The 25,727-nt window shown below is 55.2% G+C and carries 24 protein-coding genes; 1 reads left to right on the top strand and 23 read right to left on the bottom strand.

From position 1 onward, the window contains the following. Positions 1-6: 6 nt before the first annotated feature. The 4 genes from THTE_RS04150 to flhA form a co-directional block, all read right to left on the bottom strand. The gene (locus tag THTE_RS04150; protein WP_157731720.1) at positions 7-216 is read right to left on the bottom strand and encodes a hypothetical protein; all 210 of its coding nucleotides are present in this window, start codon (positions 214-216) and stop codon (positions 7-9) included. Positions 217-402: 186 nt separating this feature from the next. Continuing rightward, entirely contained in the window at positions 403-1,449 is a 1,047-nt protein-coding gene (locus tag THTE_RS04145) for a MinD/ParA family ATP-binding protein (protein ID WP_157731718.1), read from the bottom strand. A 207-nt stretch (positions 1,450-1,656) separates the two neighbouring features. Further along, positions 1,657-2,868, bottom strand: a complete 1,212-nt coding sequence (flhF, locus tag THTE_RS04140; protein WP_207651778.1) for a flagellar biosynthesis GTPase FlhF — start codon at positions 2,866-2,868, stop codon at positions 1,657-1,659. A gap of 212 nt (positions 2,869-3,080) precedes the next feature. Beyond that, a complete protein-coding gene (gene flhA / locus THTE_RS04130) occupies positions 3,081-5,171 on the bottom strand; it encodes a flagellar biosynthesis protein FlhA (protein ID WP_237260198.1) in 2,091 nt (696 codons plus the stop codon). A gap of 359 nt (positions 5,172-5,530) precedes the next feature. On the opposite strand from flhA, the gene THTE_RS04125 reads away from it, so the two are divergent. Beyond that, positions 5,531-6,730, top strand: a complete 1,200-nt coding sequence (locus THTE_RS04125) for a sulfotransferase family protein (protein WP_157731716.1) — start codon at positions 5,531-5,533, stop codon at positions 6,728-6,730. A gap of 68 nt (positions 6,731-6,798) precedes the next feature. On the opposite strand, the gene flhB is transcribed toward THTE_RS04125, so the two are convergent. From flhB to THTE_RS04030, 19 genes are all read right to left on the bottom strand, one after another. Continuing rightward, positions 6,799-7,881 (bottom strand): flagellar biosynthesis protein FlhB, encoded by a 1,083-nt coding sequence (gene flhB, locus THTE_RS04120; RefSeq protein WP_095414242.1) that lies wholly within the window; start codon positions 7,879-7,881, stop codon positions 6,799-6,801. 27 nt (positions 7,882-7,908) lie between these two features. Beyond that, positions 7,909-8,676, bottom strand: coding sequence for a flagellar biosynthetic protein FliR (locus tag THTE_RS04115; RefSeq protein WP_095414241.1), 768 nt, complete (start codon positions 8,674-8,676; stop codon positions 7,909-7,911). A 206-nt stretch (positions 8,677-8,882) separates the two neighbouring features. Beyond that, complete coding sequence (gene fliQ, locus THTE_RS04110) at positions 8,883-9,152, bottom strand: flagellar biosynthesis protein FliQ (RefSeq protein WP_095414240.1); 270 nt, start codon at positions 9,150-9,152, stop codon at positions 8,883-8,885. 96 nt (positions 9,153-9,248) lie between these two features. Continuing rightward, positions 9,249-10,070, bottom strand: coding sequence for a flagellar type III secretion system pore protein FliP (fliP, locus tag THTE_RS04105; protein WP_237260197.1), 822 nt, complete (start codon positions 10,068-10,070; stop codon positions 9,249-9,251). Between the two features lie 131 nt (positions 10,071-10,201). Then, the gene (locus THTE_RS04100) at positions 10,202-11,134 is read right to left on the bottom strand and encodes a flagellar biosynthetic protein FliO (RefSeq protein WP_095414238.1); all 933 of its coding nucleotides are present in this window, start codon (positions 11,132-11,134) and stop codon (positions 10,202-10,204) included. Between the two features lie 111 nt (positions 11,135-11,245). Beyond that, entirely contained in the window at positions 11,246-11,908 is a 663-nt protein-coding gene (gene fliN / locus THTE_RS04095; protein WP_095414237.1) for a flagellar motor switch protein FliN, read from the bottom strand. Positions 11,909-12,002: 94 nt separating this feature from the next. Beyond that, a complete protein-coding gene (locus tag THTE_RS04090) occupies positions 12,003-12,623 on the bottom strand; it encodes a flagellar basal body-associated FliL family protein (RefSeq protein ID WP_095414236.1) in 621 nt (206 codons plus the stop codon). 207 nt (positions 12,624-12,830) lie between these two features. Then, positions 12,831-13,574, bottom strand: coding sequence for an OmpA/MotB family protein (locus THTE_RS04085; RefSeq protein WP_095414235.1), 744 nt, complete (start codon positions 13,572-13,574; stop codon positions 12,831-12,833). A 41-nt stretch (positions 13,575-13,615) separates the two neighbouring features. Next, positions 13,616-14,398, bottom strand: a complete 783-nt coding sequence (locus tag THTE_RS04080) for a motility protein A (RefSeq protein WP_095414234.1) — start codon at positions 14,396-14,398, stop codon at positions 13,616-13,618. A gap of 2 nt (positions 14,399-14,400) precedes the next feature. Next, positions 14,401-14,640 (bottom strand): flagellar FlbD family protein, encoded by a 240-nt coding sequence (locus THTE_RS04075; protein ID WP_095414233.1) that lies wholly within the window; start codon positions 14,638-14,640, stop codon positions 14,401-14,403. Between the two features lie 237 nt (positions 14,641-14,877). Next, positions 14,878-17,328, bottom strand: a complete 2,451-nt coding sequence (locus THTE_RS04070; RefSeq protein ID WP_095414232.1) for a flagellar hook-basal body complex protein — start codon at positions 17,326-17,328, stop codon at positions 14,878-14,880. 130 nt (positions 17,329-17,458) lie between these two features. Next, positions 17,459-17,893: a flagellar hook assembly protein FlgD gene (locus THTE_RS04065; RefSeq protein ID WP_095414231.1), complete on the bottom strand. Its 435-nt coding sequence runs from the start codon at positions 17,891-17,893 to the stop codon at positions 17,459-17,461. A gap of 59 nt (positions 17,894-17,952) precedes the next feature. Next, entirely contained in the window at positions 17,953-19,038 is a 1,086-nt protein-coding gene (locus THTE_RS04060; RefSeq protein WP_157731714.1) for a flagellar hook-length control protein FliK, read from the bottom strand. 610 nt (positions 19,039-19,648) lie between these two features. Continuing rightward, positions 19,649-20,350: a hypothetical protein gene (locus THTE_RS04055; RefSeq protein ID WP_157731712.1), complete on the bottom strand. Its 702-nt coding sequence runs from the start codon at positions 20,348-20,350 to the stop codon at positions 19,649-19,651. Further along, positions 20,335-20,799, bottom strand: coding sequence for a flagellar export protein FliJ (gene fliJ / locus THTE_RS04050; protein ID WP_095414228.1), 465 nt, complete (start codon positions 20,797-20,799; stop codon positions 20,335-20,337). The genes THTE_RS04055 and fliJ overlap by 16 nt, the downstream gene beginning before the upstream one ends. Before the next feature lie 21 nt (positions 20,800-20,820). Next, complete coding sequence (locus THTE_RS04045) at positions 20,821-22,209, bottom strand: FliI/YscN family ATPase (RefSeq protein WP_095414227.1); 1,389 nt, start codon at positions 22,207-22,209, stop codon at positions 20,821-20,823. A 33-nt stretch (positions 22,210-22,242) separates the two neighbouring features. Continuing rightward, positions 22,243-22,917: a FliH/SctL family protein gene (locus THTE_RS04040; RefSeq protein WP_095414226.1), complete on the bottom strand. Its 675-nt coding sequence runs from the start codon at positions 22,915-22,917 to the stop codon at positions 22,243-22,245. 62 nt (positions 22,918-22,979) lie between these two features. Continuing rightward, a complete protein-coding gene (locus THTE_RS04035; RefSeq protein WP_095414225.1) occupies positions 22,980-24,032 on the bottom strand; it encodes a FliG C-terminal domain-containing protein in 1,053 nt (350 codons plus the stop codon). A 23-nt stretch (positions 24,033-24,055) separates the two neighbouring features. Then, positions 24,056-25,702, bottom strand: coding sequence for a flagellar M-ring protein FliF C-terminal domain-containing protein (locus tag THTE_RS04030; RefSeq protein WP_095414224.1), 1,647 nt, complete (start codon positions 25,700-25,702; stop codon positions 24,056-24,058). Positions 25,703-25,727 lie beyond the last annotated feature (25 nt).

Raw genomic sequence — 25,727 nt, 5'->3', positions numbered from 1 at the left:
AATTCTTCAGGTCGTCCCTGCAGCTTGAGAGGATTGAGCCCGGCTTGCCAGCTCTTCTTTCAACCGCTGTTGAATGGACTCCCTGATAACCGACTCCGCAATGATCCCCAGAACGCCTCCCACAATGGAAAAAACCACAAGGCACACCCAACTTCGCCAGAGGATTTCATTGACATCCGCGCCGTGGATCAAACCATGAACGATGGCACCGACCATCGCCAAAGGTCCCAAGATTCCGGCACAAATCCGACCCACGGTGGTGATCCACTTTCTGGCGGAAAAACCGAATCTTGCCCAAGTTTTGTAGCTTTATTGGCCGAGATAGGTAATCAGGGGCCTTGTGGTTTATTCCAGACATTCTTCGAGTGCTCCATTTTTATCGGCTAAAGTGGCGTTCAACATTCAGAGGTTTTCTTGATCTTTAGGCTGTTTTCCTCCACCGAAATCTTCCACTGAGCCTGTATAAACATTTTCCTCGGTATAGTTTGCCAGATCCCTACCTTCGTCCTGCCCTGTCCGGTGGGCAAGGCCAACCGCAAACGGATTCCCGGGCAAAACCAGCCGGAAGAGGCACTCCGTCAATCCATTGATCGCTTTCCACCACGTCTTCTCGGATTGCCATCCTTCTGCGTGCTCTGCCACGGCGCTGTCAACCACCTGGTGATGGTTCCCCCCGTTTTCCGAGGACCGCAACCTTACGGTCGTTTCTCGCAAGCTGGACACCTCCGGAAGTACGGCAATCGGGGGACTGACGGCCATGAACCGCTCGCAGGCAACCTGGAGTCGATGCCCCATTTCCGTGCCAACGGTCAGATCACACGTGCGATTGACCACCACGATACTCCGCTGGGGAACTCCGTGATCGCGAAAACGCTTGAGCCACTTGTAGGCCGTCATCACAGCGAGGGGTTCCGCAGTGGTGACAAGCACGACCGCCTCGAAACAACTCCAATCGGCATTGGGAGCTTCGCCTTCGCCCGATTCGCAATCCGTCACAATCCAGCAAATGGAACTTATTCCCCCTTCCTCTTTAAAAATTGGTGTTGTCGCCACCTGGGAGAGATCAACTTCCCGCGTGAATAATCCGTCGCCAGCCAGTAACTCTCGCCCGGTATGGCCAAGCGGACCATGCTCCGCTCGGATTGCCTCAGTGTTCAGATCCGGTCCCTCCGAAGCGGGGAGGAAACCGTCCGACTCCATCGCCTCACGCACGCGGGTGTTACCGATTCGCGAACCTACGTACTGGGCCTTAAGTCCCCGTAGCCGTAAAGATGCGTGAAGAGCTTTAGCCACCGTCGTCGCGCCCACACCCACCTGCACCCCCCACACACCGACGCGAAAAATGCTCGGCCATGGGAACTTGCCCTGGCGTCTTTCCACAACCAGTTGTCTCAGCCGAAACGCCTGGTCTTGCATGGTCAACGTATGTCGTGTGCAACGAACGTCCATTCTTTACTCGCAGTACGACACTGCCGCTTTTTTGGGGTGCAACAGCCTGTTTCTTGCGGGTTACGCTTCAGCCTCCTTCCTTCTCATGCACTGACCGAATGCCGTTGTTTCACGATTTTACCTGCGGGTCACGTGGCCCTGTTGACCCAAAGCGCCGAAGCTCGATGCCACGATTTGTTGTTCGTGTTTCCGAACGTTTTGCAGTGATTACGCGTGCGGCTCCTTCACGAGACCTTCCATCCCCAGAATCAGCCGTGCTACTCGGGCGGGTTGAGCCGTCTCGATGTCATCGGGGACATTTTGACCGTTTGTGAGATAGCTGAGGGGCAGCCCGGCAGCCCGTAACACCGGTAGCAGTCCGCCAAAAGAGGGCGATTCATCGAGCTTGGTGAGTATGAGCGCCGTTGGCCGTACCGTCCGGAACCGCTCAAGGGTCTGCAGGAGGGCCTTTGTTCCCGCCACGCTACTCAGCACCAGGTGGATTTCGTCCGCCGCAGCTTCCGTGAGGAGTGTGCGCAGCTCACGGATTTTGATGTCATCTTTGGGACTTCGTCCTGCCGTGTCGATGAGGACAAGGTCCAGCGTTTCAAAACTCCTAACGGCTTCCTGCATTTCGCGAGGCGTTGATACCACGCGCATGGGCAGATCGATGATGTCCGCATAGGTGCGAAGTTGCTCGACGGCGGCGATGCGGTAGGTATCCATGGTGATGAGCCCCACCCGGCGGTTCTCCCGCAGCCGAAAATTGGCGGCGAGTTTCGCGATGGTGGTCGTTTTTCCGACGCCGGTGGGTCCAACCAGGGCACACACCCGACATCGCCCGGGAGTCAACCTAATCGGCTGAGTGGCCGCCAGCTCGCTTTCCAGAATTCTTGCCAGCCGAGCCTTAATGAGCATCGGCTCGTCCATTCGGTCTCGCAGGGATTCTCCTCGAACGCGTTCCAGCAGTTCTCGCGCATCCTCCTCGCTGAGGTCCGCGTCGATAAGATCGGCATACACCCGAAACAGGGGCTCCGGCCAATCGTACAGCCCGGAAGAGCCGGCTCGGCGGCACAGGCTGCGCAGCATGTGCTCCATGTTTTCCAGCTTTTGCTGGACCTCCATGCCCGCGTGGGCTGCGCGGAGAATCAGCGCGCGGGTTTCCGGCGCCGGCTGTTCCAGTGATAGACCACCTTCCGCGGGCGGGCGGCGGGATGGCGAAGACGTGCCCGTCTCCGCAGGCAAACGGCTCGGAACATTCACACCAAATGAGGCGACCACTTCAATTTCCGGTCGTCCGGGCAACAGCCCAAACCAGCGACGCGCGCGGACTTCGCGCGTTCGCAGAATGGCCGCGTCGGGCCCCATCTCCCGTCGCACCAGCGCCAACGCTTCATGCATTGTGCTGGCCCGAAATGTCCGAATTTCCACGTTGTCCATAATCAAGTTCCCCAACCGAAAGCTCCCCACTGGACAATGGAAAAATTGCCTGTCGCTATGTCCTTTATGTGCTTTTCCTTTCCCGTAACACCGACGGTGTGATCAACGTTTACTTTCTTGGCCTGATCTCTTGTCGCTAACCTCGCTTTTCCCGTTATGCGCCCCGTGTCAGATTGCGTGTTTTCCATCCGCACGTTCATTGACACTCTTCATCACGTGGTGTCCGTCACCATTCCAACGGCCTCGATCTTCGTGTCCCGCGTGATCTCGTTATAGCTGAGCACCACAAGCTGGGGTAAATAGGGGGCTGTCATCTCCTTCAAGGCAGCCCGAATCTGCGGACTGACCAGCAGGACGGGTGGCCTGTGCTGCGTGGTCAATTTGGAAATTTCCTTGCCGATCGCTCGGCAAAGGGCCTCGATGCTCTGGGGTGACATTCTGATAAACAGGCCCCGCTCCGTGTGATCGAATCCGGCACGAATCCGATCCTCCAGGACAGGATCGAGCGTGACCACCATCATCCGCCCCTCGGCATCGCGATAGCGTGTGGAAATCGCACGGGCCAATCGGGCACGGACGAATTCGGTCAACAAAATGGGATCCTTCGTCCGCGGTGCGTAGTCGCCCAGTGTCTCCAGAATCAATCCAAGCTGCCGAATCGACACACCTTCGCGCAGCAGATTCTGCAGAATTTGCTGCACCTCCGCCAAACGCATCACGTTGGGAATAAGATCCTCCACAACGGCGGGTGAAGTCTTTTTCAACTCTTCGATGAGATGCTTGGTAGCATCGCGGGTAAGGATTTCGTCCGCATGCCGCCGAATGGTTTCTGTAAGATGCGTGGCGATCACGGCCGCCGGTTCCACCACCGTATAGCCGTACATCTCTGCCTTCTCCTTGAGCGAGGGCTCAATCCATAACGCGGGTGCACCAAAAGCTGGATCACGGGTTTCAATCCCCTGAACCTTTCCCGTCGTCATCCCGGAGTCCATCGCCAGGAGCAACTGCGGATAAACAGTCCCCGTGGCAACCGGTGCGCCGGCGATTTTGATTCGGTATTGATGCTGATCGAGTTGGAAGTTATCGCGAATCCGAACCTTCGGTAGAATGATCCCGATGTCCGCGGCAATGTTCTTACGGATGCGGTGAATGCGCTCGAGTAAATCGCCTCCGCGCTTAGGATCGGCCAGGCGAATCAGCCCGACACCGATCTCCAGTTCCATCGGGTCCACCAGCAGATAATCCTCGATACGCTCTTCCTGAGGTTTGGCGGTTTCTGCCTGTTTTTTGGCCTCTTCAGTAAGCTTCTTTTTCTTGGCCTTCTGAGACAGCAAAATGGCCGAGGCCACACATGCCCCACCGATCGTCAGAAGAGGCAGCGTCGGCAGTTGCGTAAACACCAGAATTCCCAGAAAGCCCCCTGCCACGGCGAGGGTCTGCGGACGGCCGAACATCTGCCGAAGAAATTCCACCGGCAAATTGACCTGACTGCTGCTCCGCGTCACAAGCAAACCGGCAGCGAGAGAGATCAGAAATGCCGGAACCTGGCTCACCAGACCATCGCCGATGGTCAATTTCGTGTACAGGGCCGCCGCCTGAGAGAACGGCATCCCCAACTGAACCATCCCAATAAATAAACCACCGATTATATTCACTAACGTAATAATAATGCCGGCGATGGCGTCGCCGCGTACAAACTTGCTGGCACCGTCCATTGCCCCGAAGAAGTCCGCTTGCCGTGTGATTTCCTCCCGCCGCCGCTGGGCCTCTTTCTCATCGATGATCCCGGCGTTCAAATCGGCGTCGATAGCCATTTGTCGCCCGGGCATGCCGTCGAGAGTGAATCGGGCAGCCACTTCGCTGATACGGGTGGCACCCTTGGTGATCACAACAAACTGAATGACGACGATGATTACGAAAATAATCAGACCGACAACGATTTGGTCGCCCGCCACAAATTCCCCGAACGATCGAATGACGCTCCCTGCCGCTTCCAAACCGGCCTCCCCGGCTCGTGTCAAGATCAGGCGGGTCGTCGCTACATTGAGAACCAGCCGCATCAACGTGGTAGCCAGGAGAAGTGAGGGAAAAATATTAAACTCCAGAGGTGTGGCCACATAGATGGTCGTCAGAAGCATGATAATGGCCACGGTGATGTTGGTGGCTAAGAGAAAGTCGAGCAGCCACACCGGCAGCGGAATCAGAAGTACAATGACGCTGGCAATGATCGCCACAGGAAAAATAAGTTCCTGTGGTTTGACGATGCTCAACCGGGTTTGAAGAACACCTGGATTCCCAGCCACTCCGGTCTCCCAGATTCCACTCCCACACCCTTTGCGGCGTTCGCCCAGATGGGTCCTACGCAGGGGGCCAACGATAACGAAAACGGCCTGAAAGGTCCAGATTGTTTTCGCTTCGCACCCGCATGACAAAAGCCAATCCGGGGCCGGGCTGGATTCTGACTTGCCACAATGCCGATGAGGGAAATGTTTTCCAAACCAAAAGACGCAGGCCAGTCGCCACGCCGATACGGATGTGGTAAAATGAGAATTCTGGATAGGTTGCTAAGAATATGTCAGAAGTCCGTCCCCGCCACTCCGCTTCTCGCCTTTCCAGAATCTTCCGTGTTGACCATCCGTCCAACTTCACGCACGAGGCAAGCATGTCAAAAAACGGCGTCAAGGCAAAAGAAGTCGGCGGCTATCGCGATCGGCCCTGGATCCCTCGATTTTGGGATGGTATTACATTCTGGGGTTGGGTTAAGGTGATGGCCGACCATCGCTTCAAGATCGCCCCACGCCGTCTCGGCATGGCCATCCTCATCACGCTGATTGGACTTTTTAACTCCTTTTTGGCCCTCATCCAGAAACTCGTCTACGGAAGGAAGATCGCACGCACAGCTCTGGTCGATGACCCGATCTTCATCATCGGGCACTGGCGATCGGGAACAACGCTCCTTCACGAGATGTTCATCCTCGACCCGCGATTTGGATTTCCTGACAGCTACGCGTGTTTCGCCCCCAACCACTTTCTTGTGTCTCGCTGGTTTTTGGCTCCGCTGGTGGGGCTGCTCATGCCCAAAATGCGGCCGATCGATAACATGCCGTTCGATTGGAACCGCCCTCAGGAAGATGAGTTCGCTCTGTGCAACATGGGCGTGCCCTCGCCCTATTTGAGTTTGATTTTCCCCAACGAACCGCCTCGTTATGATGCCTATTTGACCCTCGAAAATGTGCCCCAGCGCGAACTCGAGCGGTGGAAAAAAGCGTTCTTGACCTTCCTGAAAGCGGTGACGATCCAGAGCGGAAAACGGATTGTCCTCAAATCACCCCCGCACACCTGCCGGATCAAGGTCCTTCTGGAGATGTTTCCCCGAGCGAAATTCGTTCACATCTACCGCGATCCGCTGGCCGTTTATCCTTCGACGATCAACCTTTGGAAACGGCTTTCCAAGGACGAAGCCCTGCAAGTTCCCCACTATCAGGGGCTGGAAGAACGGGTATTGACAACTTTCTGCCGGATGTACGAGGCCTTTGAACGGGCACGGCCGTTGGTCCCGACCGGCCAACTGGCCGAGGTCAGTTATGAAGCTCTCGTCGCCGATCCTGAGCGGGAAATGGAAAGGCTCTACCGAGAGCTCGATCTTGGCGATTTCGAGACAATCCGGCCACGCCTCCGAGAATTCATCGCCGAACGGTCCAACTACAAGCGGAATAAATTTGAGCTGGATCCGGCCGTTCAGCGAGAAATTGCCCACCGGTGGCGATTTTTCTTCGAAAAGTACGGGTACCCCCTTCCGGAGTCTCACGATCTGGCCAGCGCTCCCACACCCTCGCGAACCTCGTCATCCCGTCCCGCCTGAATGCGCGACAAATGATGTTCTGACGCGGGGAAAGTCGTGGATACTCCTTCTGCAAATTCGTGCATCGATCATGCAGCCCTCGGCGGCGGCACCTTTTTGCCTTTCAGGTGATAGACATACGCCAGCACTTCGGCAACGGCTGCGTAAAGGTCTTCCGGAATGGGCTGATTGACCTCCACAGTGCGATAGAGCGCCTGGGCCAGGGGTTTCTTCTCAATAATGGGCACACCATGCTCTTCGGCCAGTTTGCGGATTCGCTGTGCGACAAGGCCCGCTCCTTTGGCTACCACCACCGGGGCCGCCATCGTCTCGGGATCATACTTGAGCGCCACCGCCAACTCCGTGGGGTTGGTCACCACAACGTCCGCCTTGGGCACCGCCTGGTTGACCCGATTGAGCATCAGTTGCCGCTGAACGACTTTGCGTCTCGCCGCAATTTGGGGATCACCCTCAAGGTTTTTCAGCTCTTCGCGTAATTCCTGAGGGGTCATTTTCAAGTCCTGCTCGCGCTTCCAGTACTGGAATCCAAAATCAAGAATCGCCAGAATCAACAGCGCGATCCCCAGCCGGAGCGTTGTCCAGACGAGTAACTCCGCGAGGAAACTGGCAATCTCCCCGGGCAACAATGCTCCCAGAAGAAATATCGAATCGACTTTCGATGCCAGATAGACAGCCGCCACAGCTCCCACGACTAAAATCTTGAATATACCGAATAATAGGCGCACAATATTCGCCAGGGAAAAAATTCGCCCGAAGCCTTTGAGCGGATCAATCCGTGTCAAATCGGGGGCAGCCTTCTGGGGCAAAAACAGGAAACCGAACTGAATAAAATGTCCCACCACTGCGGCAATCACCACAGCCAACAGAAGCGGCGCCAGTGCCTGTCCGATCTCCTGGGTTACCTCAAGGAACATGGCGCTGGCCGTGTTCACGTCGGTTGTTAGCCAGGCTTCGCCACCAAGATGACGCTCCGTCAAGCCGACCACCGTTTCCACAAGGGCCCTTCCGCTGACCAAGAGCGCACCTGTTCCTGCCAGTAAAACCAGCGCCGAGACGAGGTCCGAGCTCCGCGCGACATGCCCTTCCTCGCGGGCCTTCTGTCGCCGGTGCTGCGTTGGCTCGATCGTTCTTTCACCAGCATCGTCCGGCATGGCTTGCGGTCGGGACGATCACTCCCGTTAGGATCCGGCCGTCCAGGGAAACACCCGCTGAAACGTGTTGGCCAGGTCCTGCTCAAAGATCATCACAATGAATCCTATCGAAAGAAGGAGCGTCCCCAGCGCCACCATGCCATTCAGCCCAAAACCCAGCATGAGAAGATTGAGCTGAGGCAGGGTTCGACTAATCAGCCCCAGAACGAGCGTCACGGTGAGCAGGGCCGCCATGGCGGGAGCGGCCACCCGAACCGCCAAAACGAAACTGAGCGTCACACAATCCAGAAGAAGTGTGGCCGCATCATGAACCGAAAGCACGACACCGGGTTTAAGAACCGCGTAGCTTTCCAGAATCCCGCTCAACAGGGCCTTTTCTCCACCCGTCACCAGGAATACCATCAATCCCACGATGAAGAGGAACTGACTGAAGCCGGATAGCTCGCTATCGCTTGTTGGATCGTAAATGTCGCCGATTCCCAACCCCGCCATTCGCGAGACGATCTCCCCCGCCAACTGCATCCCCTGGATCATCAACATCACCCCCAACCCCAGGACAAACCCCACGGCCAGTTCCGACGCTACCATCACAGTAAATTCCAGAATATTAGTCACCTGCGGCAGGGGAACGGTCACCACGGGTAAAATCAGCACGGCCAGGCCCAGTGCCAGGAGAACGCGAATTTGCATCGGCACAAGACGATGGGAAAGTACCGGCGCGGAAAGAACCAGGCCCGTCATGCGGATAAAGACGAGCATCAGCGCGATAAACTGATTCAGCAAGTAAGCGACCATCTCACCGTTTGCAATTCCGACCGCGTCGCTTCGTGCATCGTTCCCACCGCATTGGACGTGGATAGCCAACCGTCCACGCTGAAATTACCATTTATCCCTTCGCTGTTTCCCTCGCGCACTTCCGTATCCGATGGGTATCCAGCCCGAAATAAACAGTCACTTTTTTAGTATCCCCCAGATTTTGGTGGCTCGAATGACCATTCCTGTTAATAAATAATACCCGACATGCTTTTCAGCAACTCCTGCGAATATTCAATCATTTGTACCAGCATCCACGGCAATGTGAGTAAAAAGACAATAACCATCACGGCAACCTTGGGAACAAACACCAGGCTTTGCTCCTGAATCTGCGTCACCGCCTGGAGCAGCCCCAGGACCAGTCCGACGGCCATTCCTGCTAGAAGAACGGGAGCACTTATGAGAAATCCCACCCAAATCGCTGTCCTGAATAAGTCCACCGCAGCCTGTGTATCCATGGCAAACTCCTTAATCTCTTTGATTGGCGATTTACTCAACGTAAAATTGTCCTTTTGAAAGAATTAGTTCCTCTTTGAAGCCCGCCGGAGCAAAGCTCAGGTGATCGGCTGAAAGCTTTCCATCAGCATGCCCACCACCAGATGCCAGCCGTCCAGCAGCACAAACAGGAGCAACTTGAACGGGAGCGATACCAGCACAGGCGGCATCATGAGCATGCCCATGGACACCAACACCGTGGAAACAACCATGTCGATAATCAAAAACGGCAGGAATATCTGAAAACCAATTAAAAAAGCAGTTTTCAATTCACTGAGCATGAACGCGGGCACCAGGACCTGAAGGGGCACATCGTCGTAGGTTTCCGGTTCTTTTTCGAGGTGCGCGTACCGCAAAAACAGCCACACGTCCTCGGCGTTGTCGCACCGTTCAATCTGCAACGACATGAACCGGCGAATTGGCTTTTGCCCGCGTTCCCATGCCTCCTCCAGACTGATCTGACGCTGCTGGTAGGGAACAATTGCCTGCTGGTAAACCTCCTGCCATACTGGGGCCATGACAAACAGGGTAATGAACAGGGATAGACCGGTAATCACCTGACTCGGTGGCAGGTTTTGAGTACCCAGGGCCTGGCGGAGAAGACTTAGAACAACAATAACGCGAATAAAAGAAGTCGTCATGAGAATAATTGCCGGCGCCAGGCTCAGCACCGTAAGAAGAAGCATGATTTTGAGGGCACTGGAGAGTCCCTCCGGACTGGTCCAGTTCTGCGGATCGAGCAGCGAAAGACTTCCCGAATTGGTCGAGGTGGAAGGAAATTCCAGCGACAGCGGCCGATTGGAAGCCGGAATATCCGCAAGGGCCCGCGGTCCACAGAGTGCCGTTACCGCTGCCAGAAGGAATGTACAGACACACACCATCGGGCAACGCCGCACGACAGACCGAAGACGGGCAAATAGCATCGCGGATCGCCCGAAGGGTCTCTCACGGTCAAAGTTATTTCGGCCATGGCGGAATATAGCGGTCATTTCCCCTGTTATTCAAAAATGCACTATCTTTCTACAATTTCGTGTCCGTTGACATAGTTGTTGAAAAGCTGACGAAAGGCCTGGGTGGAGCTGTGCGGCCGTTGTGACGCGCACAAACCCACAAGCCGGTCCACCTCAACTGGATCATCGATCTCGGCAATCGGCTCGACAGCTTCGGTACTCATCGCCACAAGGATGACCTTCCGTCCCAGGCGAATCAGGCAGAGGCGCTGCCGCGCGGAAAGCGACGTGTGGCCCAGCACTTCGACCACCTCACGAGGTAGGACCTGGTGGCCCTGCGGGTTGATGCGACGGAGCGCCCAGACGAATACGAAGAAAGCACCCACGACCACCGCCAGCGCGCCGATCGTGGTAACCCACGGCGCGAAACGCTGGACAGGGCTCGGTGTCGAGGTCGGCCCCCGCCTTTCGGGATCACGCCGGGAAATGCGGATTCCTTCCCCGCCACCCGGCGGTGCTTCCCTCACGCTGTTGCGTCCTGCGACCACGGAGGTCCCCTGTCCCGCAGAAAAGCCTGACGCAGCGCTTTCACCTGGGTTTAGCGTTTTCATCCGCACTTCCGGAGCGGCACTTGGACCGACAGCCCAGGCATTGTCCAAGCGAGAAGGTTCCACCACATTAGGCGAGAATTGACTGCTATGCGCTGGGGCGTCAAATCCGGGGGAAACGCCGCCCGGATTGGTCGGCCATTGATCCGGAAAACCCTGACTCGCCTGCCCCTGTCCTACCCGTGGAGAAAGCACCAGACAAAGACAGAGTAAGAGAACGAGAATCGAACCGGTTCGCACCCCCTGGCATGGATAGGGAATAAGGTGCCTGCTGAGATGGTACGCCGGTGGAAAAAGAAGTGAAGGCACAACCGCCCCCGCGTTATAATACAGCGCGAGGACTAAAGGACGAATATTGCCATCTTTATTAGACAGTCTTCGCGCCACACTGGGACTCCTTTCCAGGCGCGCTTTCCAATTGATTCGTTGCCCTGATTATTTATTCATTCCTCTAAAATCAATCCCTCTATCGATGAAATTATTGTCCGGCCGCCCAGATTAATTTTCGGCATCCGCCTGTGGTTGCCGCCCCGCCACGAGCTCCGCGACTCGAATGCAAAAGTTATCGTTCAAAACGAGCACTTCTCCCCGCGCGATCAACCGTCCGTTCACATAGATATCGACGGGATCGCCAGCGAGTTTGTCGAGGGTGACCACCGCTCCCTTGCGGAGGCGAAGCACATCCTCGAGGTACAACCGCGTGCGGCCAAGCTCGATCTGAACGTCCAGTTCAACTTCCTTCAGGAGGTCGAGCGTTGCCGCCTGGGTTGAGGGAGGGGCACCAGAAAACTCCGTGAACTCGAAGGGGGCCAACCCCGGCGGCAGATTTCCCGCTTGGTCAGACTCCAGCGAGGCCAGTGCTTGCTCCGCCTGCCGAAATAGATAATCAAGATCGGCCGGATGAATTTGGGCCTCTGCACCCTCCGAGGTTGTGCTGGCGGAGGGAGCCGGTTTCGCCGCGGGGGGTGGTGTTGCCGGCGATCGTCCCGCCTGTTGCAGAAGCTTTTCTATCTCATCCTGAGAAAGCGGTCGGTTGGCATCGTCGGCCGCATTCGCGGCCGTTCCGTCCAAAGCAGCGGAAGAGTTGCCTGCTGGTTGCCGCTTCGCCGATTGTAGCAGCTTTTCGATTTCTTCTTGGCTGAGTTGTTCGTCGCCCGCCATGGGAATCCCTTCCTTGTCCGGGGACTTCCGTGATCAACCTGGCGCGAAAGGGCTGGGCACTTCGGCAGCCGCAGCCACCGATCGAGCCTCGACCTTATTGCTCAAGGAACGAAAACTCGCTGAAGACGACGCTCTTCAGGTAGGGCTTGCCCAGTGCGTGGTTAACTTTCTCTAAAATCTTTCTTTTGATCAACCCCAATCCGGCGTCGGTCAACTCTGACAGTTCGGCGCTGCGGACAATCACCAAAATCTGGTCCCTCACCCGATTGTTTGCTTTGGCCCATGCCGCTTGAAAATCCTTCTCCAGCGACTGGTCCACTGTCCCCCACAGGTGGAAGTCAATTCTCAGCGTCGTCTGTGTGGTGGGTTGGTAAGAAGTGACACTGAACTCCCCAAGGTCCACTTCAACTTCCGTGCCCGACCCAGGGGTTCCCAACCCCTGCGTCGGATCGATCTGCGTTTCCGGCACAGAAACCGGTGCCGCCGTTTGGTGCGGGGTGTCAGCACTCGCCGCTGCTTTCTCACTTTCCTGAGATGGGGGCCCCGCGTTTGTGGAACCGGGCAGGATGAAGTACGCGGCAAGGGCTTCCACCGCCACCAGGCCTACGATGAAACCGGCCAATTTGAGCCGAATCGCCCCATGATGCGTGGAATGACCAGCAGTTTGTTGATCGGTTTGCTCTTTCTTTCCAGCATTCTCGGCAGCGCTTGCCATTGCAAAGTCTCCCATCCTTAACGGCTGAAAACTCCGGGAATCAAATCAGACGCGCTCGACAAGACACCGTACCTATCCCACTGAGATCCACTGGAGAAGACTCGCTCCTTAATGAAACTATAGAACAAGAACAGCCTGGATGAGACGAGATGAATTAGCAAGACAAGAGGAATGGGCAACTCGGTGAAAGAACCAGATTATGCTAAACTACCCCCCTTTCGATGGGAAAATGCTGCCACTTGTGGTAAGCTCGTTGAGGAGGGCTATTTCTGCCCGGGCATTTTGCTTCCGCTTTTCCGGATCTGGATCCGTGTAAAGCGGTTCGTTGGCCGCAGCAACGGAAATCCGAATCCGTTCCGGTTCGATCCCCAGTTCCACGAGTTTTTCCATCACGCGAAGACATTCGGCATAAGCAAGGTCCCAATGCGTGCGGAAAGGAGATCCCGGGGGCAGCGGCCTGGCCGAGGTATGCCCGCGTATCTCGATCTTTTGGGGTTTTCCCGCCAGGGATTCGGCAATCTTTTTGAGCGCCTCGTCGAATCCCGGAAGCGGCTGATCGGTGCCTTCCTCAAAGAACACGACCCCACCCGTCGTCGCTTCATCCCCCGGCCGAATCGCCCGGACCTTTGCCTCCCGGCCACGAGGTCCTTTCACTTTACTCGCCCCTTCCAAAGTCTTGGCCAGCTTTTCCCGGCCTTCACTCACCGATTTAAGAGGAGTGGCCACCGTCGGCTTGTAGTAGAGAGCCAGCTCATCGAGAGACACATATTTCCCGAACCGTCGCCGAAGTGCTTCCGCGAGGGCCTCGAATTGATCCTCTTTTTTTACCTCGCTCAAGGCCGCCAGCATGATGAAGAACGTCAGCAGGAGCGACATCATATCACCGTAGGTGAGCACCCACTCCGGTGCCCCACCGCCTCCACCTGAGGACTCCTGCTTCAATCGTCCCATGCTGGCTACCTTCAGGTTTCAACCGATCTGCCACGGCCAGATCATGCCGCCTTTTTCTGTTCCTGCTGTTTCCTGGCCTTGGGCGGCACGAATGTCCGGAGCTTCTGCTCGATAACCCGCGGATTCTCGCCGGCCTGGATCGCCATAATTCCGCGGACGACGATTTCCATGCGTATTTGTTCCTCACGGGAAAGATGTGCAAGTTTCTCCGCCATAGGAAGAGCCACCACATTGGCCACAATCGCCCCGTAAAGCGTTGTGAGGAGGGCCACCGCCATCCCCGGACCGATCGCGTTGGGGTCGCTCATGTTCCCCAGCATGATGATCAGCCCGACTAGCGTTCCGATCATTCCAAAAGCGGGCGAGAACTTACCGATCTGGTCGAATATCAGCTTTCCAGTCTGGTGCCGTGCCGCCACGGCGTCCATTTCAGTGCGGAGAATATCCTCCATAACTTCCGGCCTGGTCCCATCCACCGCCATCTGCACCCCGAGCACAATAAATGGGTCAGAGATCTCCGGCAAACGGTTCTCCAGCGCTAGAAGTCCATCGCGGCGCGCTGTCTCTGCGAGAGAGACTATCTGCTGGATGAGTGCCGATACATCATCACTTTTATTGAAAAAAACTTTTTTTATAACTCCCCCGATTTTCAATACATCCCGCAACGGCATAGAAGTGAGTAAGGCTGCGATCGCACCGCCCAGCACCATCACAATGGAAGGATAATCGATAAACGCCTTGGCCGAGGCGCCGGGTGCTATTGCGATCGACACCACAATCAACAGAAAACCACCCAGAATTCCGATGACGGACGCAATATCCATATTCAGGAAGCCTCCTTCGCGGTGTCACCGGAATGGCCATGCGCGGGCCTGTGCGGAGGGAGCCAATATTTGGCCTGCTGATAGGCGACTGCGCGCCGCAGGACCTCGTCCATCGATTCCCGTACCACCACGCGTTCGCCCGTCGTCAAAGTGATATATGTATCCGGCCTTTCCTCAACATAGCAGATAAGGTCTGCATTGAGAATAAAAGGCTCGCCACTTAATCGGGTTAAACGAATCATAGTGACTTTCCGTTCGCATTGGCTCCTGCATTTCCACCTTGACGCATGCCATCCTGACTCCTTGCCGTCCACCTGCTGGCAAGCGGAAGTGTTTTCTTGAAAGCCAATTTGCACAGCCGAAGTTTGGTCCCTCTGCCCTAAAAGCTTTTTAAGCGATTAGCAAATGCCAGGAACGGCCGGGGTCACCCGATTGAGACCCCAGCCGCTCGACATACCATAGCTCATCTCCTGCCAAAATCAACGTCGCAGCGACAGTAACTCGTCCAGCATTTGCTGAACTGTACTGATCACCCGGGTGTTTCCCCGATACATGCTGGAGGCCAGTATGAGGTCGATCAGGCTTGCGCCGATGTCCGTGTTGGAAAGCTCCACAGCCCCCGCCACCAGCGTTCCGATGCCCTGCTCGCCGGGGTTGCCCAGCACGGGAAGCCCCGAATTCACCCCTTCCGCATACAGGTTTTGACCCCGTTGAACCAGTCCAGCCGGGTTTGCAAACCGTGCCAGGCGAATCTGACCGAGATCTCGCGTCACACCGTTGGAGAAAACACCCCGGATCAGCCCGTCCTCGCCGATGATGAAGCTCGTCAGCACGCCGGGCGCCGACCCATCCTGGCGGGATACCATCAACGTGCTGTTTTTCGCAGCCAAACCGGAGATTTTGCTGAAATCCAGCGTAAACTCCAGCGGTGAGCGTGCCGACACATGCCGCCGCTCGATAGAAATCTTATTGTTGGTTGCGGAAATAAAATTGCCCTCACCGTCAAAATAGATTAATCCGGTTCCCACGGAAATATCGGCACCCGATACCGGGTCATTATCCGGAGAATCGGCAAACCAGCGATAGACGGTTTTGGTACTATCCCGGGCCTCTAATACCGCGGTCAATCGAACCCGAATGGGAATTCCCAGCGAATCATAGACGAGAAAGTCGGTCACCGCACTTTCTCCCACCGCCTGCTGGATGGTTGTCCAGGGAAGACTGACCGTCGTCGTGACACCATCGGGAAACCGTAACAGCATTCCCGACATGCCGATATCAATGGCATTGTCTTTTCCATTGTTTCCGGTAAGAATGATCCGTCCATCCGTGCTGACCAGCCCGCCCGGGCTCGTTTGTGGCTCGGCCGGCGGATCCGGCGGAGGCGACTTGGGAATGGGATTCGATGGGTCATCGGTGGGCACCTGGATGCCCATCGCCTGGACCATGAAATCAATGAGGTCCTGCACGGTTGTGGAGTTGGTAATCGTCAACTGTTTTTTATCAAGGGTCCGGCCACCTTTAATGCCCGAAAATTCGAGAACCCCCTCCTGAAATACATGTTCGTAGGTTGAGCCGTCCCGTCGCAGGACGTCCACCAACTTCGTGGAGGGTATAATCTTCGGCCCGTCCATGTCGAGAACAGGCTTTGTGAGCAGCTCCGCATCCGACATGGAGTCTGTCAACACCACGTTCGGATCGGTGACACCGTTGACAATCGCCACAAGATGATACTGAGTATCTGTTGGTGAATAGCGATAGATATATCGATTGTTCCACTCGGCAGGATTGCCCGTCGGTAGGTTACTTAATACGACACGGCCATTAAGAACATTTATTGGGTCACTGATCGGTCCTGGTCGGCTGATTCGTCCGTCTTTTTCAAAGGCCACATAGTAAGTAAAGTTTCCACTTAGAAGGGTTGTGTTCATGGCCGGGCCGAGGGCTGCGTCGGCCTTTGTGTCCAGATACGTGGTGGTCCCCATGGGAATCTCATCCACGTATTTAAAATCAGTATCACCGGCTGTTCGTCGGTAGATCCGGATATAGTCGTATTTCCCCGTCGGATCAGTTGGCAGATTGGTCAGCTCGAGCGCGTCATTACCCGCTCCTACCGTGGCTGAGATGATACTCGAATACATTCCCTCGCTCATGGCGGGCGGCTGCTGCGGTGGTCCCGGAATATACTGGCCGTGGGCAAAAACAATGCGATATTCATACGTTGTTCCAGCGACCAGTCCTCCTCCTACACTCTGACTGTTGGGAATCACACTGCTGACATTCGGTTCCGGTGAATAACCGGGTGTCAGGCGGTCTTCCGGTCGGCTGTATCTTCCGTCCCCCAGAATCGGCGTTTGGATCCGCGATGCAGTGGTGGCAATATCCCCAGTGGGCGAAAGCGTTCCCTCCAAATAGACATTCTCCGTCGCTTTCGCCACAGCCTCCGAACCGATCGGAATTGTGATCGGTTGGAGATCGGTTTCCTGAACCTGGAAATTCTCATCGATTCCGTATCCCAGAACACGATTGCCCGTAATCGTGATCAGTTGATTCTGCGAGTTAAGCTTGAATATACCGTTGCGTGTATAGAGCCGCTCGTTTTGCGGACCTTCTACGATAAAAAACCCATCTCCCTGGATTGCGATGTCAGTCGGATTGGAGCTGACTTCGATGGTTCCCTGATTGAAGTTTGGGGTAATATCGGCCACCATTGTCCCCAGGCCGATCTGCCGCGGATTCGTGCCGCCGGAGTCCGCCGTTGGCATCGCACCCAGTGCGAGGGTCTGAAGGAATTGTGTCGCGAACGATGCAGAGGAGGCCTTGAAGCCGACCGTGTTGGCATTGGCCAAGTTGTTGCCGACCACATCGATCGTTGTTTCGGCTGCCGTGAGGCCGGTTAATGCTGTTGTCAAAGCGGACGCCAGACCCATAGCCGTATCACCCTTCTTTATAAAGCCTGATTCCTGTCAGCGCGTTCAGTGCCTTCCCTCTGGCTTCCCATATCGGAAGGACACTCTCAAATTTTTAGGACGCTTGTGCTCACAACCAGTTACGAAGCCCTCAGTGTATATCTGTAGTATTTCCTTCTTGACTTACTTCGGTTATGTTTTTTATGGGAATTTTACTGTCACCAATATAGAGAAACAGATCCTGCCCCTCCATGGCTACCTTATCCACTTTGCCCGATACAGAGTTTCCCTGTGCGTCCAGACCTTTGATCTGCTTTCCTATCAGGAGCGCACCCCCCGTGATATTCTGGGCTTTTGCCAGTGATTCCAGCGTGTTCACCAGCCGCATGTTGGATTCAATTTCCCGAATTTGACTGACCTGCTGCAAAAGCTGAGCATTATCCATGGGATTCATGGGGTCCTGATTCTGAAGCTCAGCAATCATCATTGCCAGAAACGCGCTTAGATCAAGATTTTTGAACGCATCTTTCCCATTTGGGTTCTGCGGTCCCACCTGACCTTTAATCGTAGTCGGTGTTGTTATCATCGGTACTACCCTTGTTTTCTATATTTAAACACTATCATTCGCGTTATTGCCGGTTATATTCATGCAATGACATCAAAAAGACTACTGATGGATCGTGTACCCAGCACAGGATGATCCTGCTCTTCTGTGATGACACTTCCCTGGTCGTTCCACCGCATTCCAGAGGGTCGCGGGGCGTGGAAAGACGCTGTGTGCTGCTGGCTCCCTCCTCCGGAGTTCGATTGCGACATCAGTGTCACGTCGAAGCGTTCAATTTTCAGACGGTGCTCTGCCAACCTCTGGCGCAGATCGGGCAAATTGTCCATCAACAAATCCCGGGCTGCAGGCGATTCCGCTTCCAGTCGCGCCATGAGTGCACCGCCCTCCACGCGGAGCTCCACTCGAAGCGCTCCCAGTTCCGGTGGATGGAGCCGCAGCCGCAATTCGCCGTCCCGAAGCCGGGCAAGTCGCACGGCATGAAAAACTCGCTGAACCAGTTCTACTTTGTCCTGCTGGGAGAGGTGGGGAGCCTCTTCCCCCGAAGTTGATGAAATTCGTCCGGACATGGACGATGACGCAGGGCGGCTTCTCACGCTTGGTGGTGCATCAGCTTCGCGCCCCAACGCCCTTAGCTTTTCCACCACGTCTTTTGCTTCACTTTCTTTCTGGACTATCTTGTGCGTTTTTTCCTGGTCTATGGATTTTGCTTCAAATGGGGAGGCAACCAGCAATTTTCTCCCTTCGACCGAATCTGCTTCCTCGGTGACCGACCTTGTCTGCACGGAATCTTGTCTCTGACTTAACTCGGCAGTTGAATGGAGTTTCTTTTTCGTGCTAATCGTCGCTACCCGCTCTGTATTGACCTCTTTTGGTATTGTGTTATTTTCTAGAGACTTGTGATGGATACTTACACTCGATGTCGATTCCGGCTCTCCTCCCTGAGGACCTGCTCCTGGGTCTCTCTGTTCCAGTTTCGTGGATAGCGTGTGGATCCATTTTTGGTTGCTGCCAACGATTATCGGCTTTGCCTGAGTTGTCCCTGGCGACTCGTCAACCTCGGACAATAAGGGCGTGTCCCCTTGCCCGTTGCCCGCCTCCACGTCCTCGATTGTTGCGACGTCGAGCGCGTTACCACTTACCTCCTGGAACACATTCGAGATTTGCATGGCACATTCCGCACATTGTGGCGGAGCGGCTTTCTGCCCGACCTGTTCTTTGCCTGTCGCCGCACTTAGTTCATTTTCTTTCTTTTCGGCCGTATCTTTACTCTTCCGTTTAGAAGCGCTTACTCGATTCAAACTTGTGTTATGGATTTTTTTGCTCTGACCGCAGAGTAAGTCTTTTTTGAAGCCGGAATCGCCTTGATTCACCTCAGACGACGGCGACTCTGCTTGCCCCGACTGTTCCGCGGAACCTCGCTCACCGCTCGAAGCTTTCGCCGTCACTATTGGTTTTCTCCTGCCCGCCGCCTCCGCATCTTGGCTCGACGTATTTTCGCTCGACTGTTTTACTGTCTGTCGATTGAGTATATCCTGAAATGAGCTCCCTGCTGGTTTTGACCCTATGTCCAAGCCCGCGTAATCCCGGGGGCTTCCCGTTCGTCCCAGCGCAGTCAAAATATCGGGGTTGTCGATTCCCGTCGCCATTGTTATCTTTCAATTGTTGGCGTCGAACTTATAACAAAACGTTATTGGACAATACAATCTTGCTGCGCCGTGCTGGCGCCTAAACCAACAGCCGCACTGTGCATCCGCGTGCACATGTCGCGGTCATTTATTACTGTGTCCCTGCTGGAGCTGTGCCTGCGACGGCCGGCAACCGATTGGGCGTGGCCATGCTTTCCCCGATCACTCCCCCCTCCCGTAATCGCCGAAGGACTTCCGCTATTTGTTCCGCCTCCTGTGGCGTGCGGAATTCACCAATAATTCGAGCTCGTTTGGAATCGTTCATCCCCTGCAACAAGCGAACCACATCGTCCAGTTCGTTGCGGTTCAACATCTCACTAATCAACTCCTTTGCCTGCGCCGGTCGCAACGACTCCAGGGTCCGACGAACGGTCTCGAGCCCGGCGTCTTCGGCCTCCTGCCTTGTCTGCGCAATCAGGGTCTCCAGTTTCTTCTCTTTTTCAGCGATGATCTTTTCTTTATAATCGACCTGTTGCCTGATATTTTCTATTTCATCCTTGTAGGACATCAACATTTTGTTTTTCAGTTCAATATCGCGATACTCCAACGTTCTCTGCTGGAGGATTGCCTCGTAGGATGGCTCCTCCTGCGGCTCGGATTTCTCCTGGATTTTCAGGCTGGAACTCTCGGCAGTCTGCTGCTCACCCCGCATGACGGCCAGGCCGCGGCGAACCTTCGCCGGGGTCAATCCCCATGCGAACCAGAGGTGCCCGGCGATACACAGGGCACCAATGGCCATCGCGGCGAAGAAATACAGAGCTGCCGACAATAGTCCTTCTAACACTCTGCCCATGCATCACCCTCGACAGATGACTGTCGGCTGGCCAGCTCGTCTATTTGCTTTAACTCCTTTTTCATTGTGCCTTTGAGAAACCGTTCACGTTGCTTGTCCCGAAGCAGTTCCAGCACGCGCAGTGCGCGATTTGCCTCCAGCAGCGCCGCACGTCGTTTTTCAATTTCCTCTCGTACCGCTTCTAACTGGCGATTGAGTTCCTCCCGCTGTGCTGCGAGGATCAATTCATAGCGACGATATCCCAGGACCTGATCGACATCCAGAACACCCCGGCACGTCGCAGCGCGCAAATCCTCCTGAAGTTGCATCTGCTGCATATCAAGTAACTTTGCGCGTTCAAGGAGAATCTCCTCCGCCGAAATTGCCTGAAGCAATTCTAAGCGTCGATTATCACGCTCTTGCTCGCGAAGTTTCAGTACACTATCAAGACCAAATCGAAACTGGGCCATAGAAGTCTATACTCGAAATATTCACGAACGTCGTGGTGTGGTTCCCACGGCTGGTCGTTCCATGTCCCGACGCTGGGTCCCGGCTGTCTGCTGGTCGGGTTTCCAATTTTCAATCTGTTCCGCCAAACTCAGCAGCGCTCCCCGGGCTTCCTCATAAGTCGCCCGCTGATTGACATCCTGCCGTAGGAAAGCGTCGATGTTATCGCGAAATTGAATGGCCCTGTCCACGCCCGGATGACTGCCCCGCCGATAAACGCCCAGGGTGATCACGTCTTCATGGTCGCGATAAAGTCCCAAAAGTTCCCGTATGCGCATGGCCGCGCGATTGTGAGCCGGATCCACGATATCCGGCATGAGCCGACTAAGGCTCTGGAGAATATCAATCGCCGGAAAATGCCCGCGACCGGCAAGCCGCCGAGAAAGCACAATATGTCCATCCAGTAAACCGCGGACAGTATCGGCAACGGGTTCATCAAGATCATCGCCCTCTACAAGAACCGTATAAAATGCCGTGATCGTCCCACGAGCACTTCGGCCTGCTCGCTCCACGAGTCTCGGCAACAATGCAAAAACGCTGGGGGGATAGCCACGGGTGGTAGGAGGTTCCCCGGCGGCCAGTCCAATTTCGCGCTGGGCCAGAGCAAAACGTGTCAGTGAGTCTATAAGAAGAAGGACATCTTTACCCTGGTCGCGAAAATATTCGGCGATCGCTGAGGCCGTGTACGCGGCCTGGACTCTCAAAATAGCGGGTTCAGCACTGGTTGCTACGACTACGATACTCTTTTTTAGTCCTTCTACACCCAGATCGCGCTCAATAAAATCGTTAACTTCTCTCCCCCGTTCGCCCACAAGCCCGACGACAATCACGTCGGCCGCCGTATACCGAGCCATCATGCCGAGCAGCACACTTTTCCCCACCCCTGCTGCCGAGAAAATCCCAAGACGCTGCCCCTTTCCACACGTCAACAGCCCGTCGATGGCTCTCACGCCTGTGCTGAGGACTTCGTTGATCCTGGGCCGTTCGCATGGGTGCGGAGGTGCCTGCTCGTAAAGGACACGATCCCTCAAAAGAGGCTTCGGTTTGCCGTCGATCGGGTGTCCCTGAGCATCGACTACTCGCCCGAGTAATTCCTCACCAACCGGTAACCATCTCACCGTCCGGCACAGGCGAACCACCGCTCCCCGCCGGATTCCCTCCTTTTGCCCCAGCGGAAATAAAATTGTGGCATCGTTCTTGAATCCGATGACCTCTGCCATCACCTTTCGGCCATGGTCCACCTCGATTTCTGCAAGCGATCCGACGGGCACCGGGAACCCCTGCGCGGTGATGCTGACCCCTACGCTTTGCACCACCGTTCCCTGTATTTCCGCGGGCAGTATCCTGTCTAAGTAGGCGACTATGTTCTTCATGCAGAAAGTGCTTCCGCTCACGTTACCAATTGATCATTTGTTACCTGCCAGCTCCTCAATAATTCGTTTTGCCTGAATTTCTAGCTGCTCATCAATCACGCCAAACTGTGTCTCAACCCGGCATCCGCCCCGCGTTATCGAGGCATCCGCCGTTATCTCCGCGTGCGCGACGGGGACCAGCTCCCGCACAAGGCTCTCTATTTCCGGCTTTAATGCCTCCCAATCATTGGGATTCAATCGGATTCGCAAGGTTGGCGATGCCGCTGCAAGCTGAACGGCCTCTTTCACCAGAGGCAGCATCACCTGCGGTGTCTTCTCTATCGTCTGACGAGCCATTCGTCCTGCAATCGCCGCCGCCAGGGCAAGCAGATTATGTTCCCATTCACGCAGCAACTCGTGGCGTGCCTCGCTGATCTGAGTCACCGCCGCCTTCAGTGCGGGCATCAGGCTGGCCAGATTTCTTTGCAACTCCTGGCGAATAATCTGCTCTGTATTCTGGAACCCCTTTTTCTTTCCCTCTTCTTCGGCTTTTATTTTGATGCTCTCCGCCTCCCGCTTGGCCTCCATCACAATCTGAGTCGCCTGCCGACGTACCTCCTCCAAGTAACGTTTGGCACGCTCGGCCATATCCTCAAAGTTAAACGGGGTCGCCCGAGCGGCCAACTTGGCATTCTCGATTTTAATCACCGTCGAACCACGTGCGCTCATGCTACATACTCAGCATTTTTGTTGCCCGATGACAAATGTATTCCCGATTCTCTGTTGAAATATCACCCGACCACTCTTACAAAGTGGCCCGAACTGTCGGCTACAGCGTCGCCTGTGCGTGACGTTCCGGACTCTCTTTTCCACTGCACAATTTCTTCAGGCAGCCGGATTTTGCCAGCAATCGCGAGTCTCCGGGCCAATTCCCCCAGTCTCTTCCGAGCCTCCTCCACATCGCGAAGTCGCACCGGTCCTAACTCGGCCAGTTGCGATTGAAGCACCCTTGCTTTCCACGGAGAAATCTCCTTAAGAACGCGTTCCAGTAAGCCAAGGGGCGCACCCCAAAGTGCCAGCACCGCCACCTCCGGAGATACCTGTTCAAATATTATTCCCAGAGATACATCATCAAAACGAATAAACTGATTAAAATCGACAGGCGGTAGCGGTGCGAGTTGTTCGGCCACTTCCGGGGCTACCGTGTACAGCGTCTGAAGTACCTGATCGGCAATTCCCTCTCCACAGTGTTCAACCATCCCGGTGATGGTCGTTAATCCAGCAACACGGCGACGCGATATATTACTAATCTGCGTCAGCTTTTCCTGAAGCGCCTTATCTATCTCTCGCAAAATATCCGGATCAGTCTCTTCCAACTCCAGGAGGCAGCGAATGATCTCCACCTGTCTTTCCCGCGGAAACCGCACAAGGACGGCTCCGGCCTGCGCCGGCGCAAGATGAGCAAGGACCAGGGCTATCGTGGGAGCACGCTCCCCGGCAAGTACACTGGCCAATTTGTCGGCTTCGGCATCTTGCAGTATTCGAAACGGTGTATCTGCCCGGCTGTTCTCCGAGCCAACATTGGCCAGAACTGGTTTTTCGATTTCTTGGGGCTTATGCTCCGTTAATTTTTGTATTGACAAGTGTGAATCATCCGCCTGATTGAGAAACTCTCGAATAACCTGGTCTCTTTCTTCCGCAGATATTCTTCCCAGCGCCATCCAGGTATTACGCACCTGCTGGGCATATTCTGGAGGCAAGCGTTCCAAGAGGCGGTCGGCGGCCTCTGGTTCCAGGCAGTCAATGAAAATCGCGGCCTTACGAATACCTTTTGCGTTAATCATGGATGGGATTTGTAAATATTAACCTACACTGGATTTCCAATCCATGCTTTGAGAATATTGGCAGCCGTTTCAGGATCCTCCGCAACAAGTTCAGCGACCTCTTCACGGAGTGACCGCGTGCCGGTCGCCGCCCGACGTTTCGTTCGAGTCTCTGTCTGGGTTTCACTGGCTTCGTTTGCCGGCGTGCTTGTCGGTGCTTCGGGAATGACAACCGGGCTGCCCGTAACAGGCTGCGCCGTCTGCCGCACGGTGGAGCGCAAGACAATCAGGCTGACGAGGGCCAGAGCCATCAGCCCGAGTGTCGGCCAGTACTGGCGAACAAACTCGAGGCTCTGCTGGGTGATTGACGGTTCCGGTGGCGGGCTGGAGGGCATGTCGACAAAATCGGTGACGGTAACCAACTGTGTCGGATCATTCACCCCCTCCGCTGGCGGCAGAAGAGCCGCAATATGCGTTCGAATTTTATTGAGTTCTTCTGTTCTAATTTTGTCGAGGTTCTGCGCTGTCGGGCCTTGCTGATTGCTCGGATTAGAACCGGTTTGCTGCTGCTCCCAAATTCGTCTAAAATAACTGGCAGGAATTGCGACTGAGACTGTCACGCGTTTCGGAAGCAGTCCTGCGGTCTCCTGCTGGATCACTGTCTGGCCAACTGAGTTTCGCTCGGTTCGTTGGGTTTCTTCCTCTGTCTCGCTTGGTCCGGTGGATGCCGAATTGAGCGATCGCGGCGTGTTGCCCTGCGCCACGTAACCGACGCGGCCTCCCGCGTCCGAAGTTGCCTGACGTGTTTTTGTGGTCTCTGTCACGTCGAGAGCAACTGCCTTGGGATCGAGTTTTACCTGCTCTTGCCGCTGGTATTTCGTGGGATCAAGTTCCACGTTGCAGCTCACAAGAACCCCCGGGACATATCCCAGAGCCGTTTTCACCTTTTCCGCAAAGTACTGTTCCCAGGATCGCTTCAGGGCATAAGTTCCTTCTGCGGCCTGCAGAGGTTGGTCGTCCAGGGCATAATAATTCGCCCCTGTGTCCATATTGGTGACAACAACGTCTTCCGGTTTCAGACCGCCTATACTTTTAGCCACATAGTATCGAATAGATCGAATAACCTGATCGGAAAGCTCCTGTCCCCCAATGGGCTTAATCGCGACAGAGGCCGTGGTCACCGTCTCCCGACGCAGGCCCCCTTGGTTGGTGCGAGAGAACATCACCACGGCATCCTGGACGCCGGCCATTTGGCTGATGACGCGCGAAAGCTCCTTTTGCAGGGCGATTTTCGTTCGTTCTTCTAATTTGTAACGCGGCTCAAAGGTGGAAGATTCCTTGATAGTTTTTTCGAGAATATCCAGATAGTTATAAGGCAGAGCATTGCCCTCCGCCAGGGCGGCCATATATTTATCCTGTTTACCCTGCGGAACCCTGATGCGAGTACCTTCGATGCGATAGTCATTGAGCCCCTTGGCGGCGAATGCAGCCTCCATTGCCGGCAAATCGTTCGGCGAAAAGTGAGCCCCATTCATCAAGTATACAGAGCCACCCGTGTGTGAATATGACACGAGAAAGCCCAGGCTGACGACCACCGCAGCGAAAAGCAGCGCTGTGGTGATTCGCATACTCGGCGTCATGCCGAGGAAAAGATCCCGCAATTGCTGCCATGTCGCGTTCAGAAAGTCCATCCCTGGACACCTGATATCAGAAAAT

The organism is Thermogutta terrifontis, assembly GCF_002277955.1.
In the GTDB taxonomy this organism is placed as follows: domain Bacteria; phylum Planctomycetota; class Planctomycetia; order Pirellulales; family Thermoguttaceae; genus Thermogutta; species Thermogutta terrifontis.
This window is presented reverse-complemented; position numbering and strand designations above follow the sequence as displayed.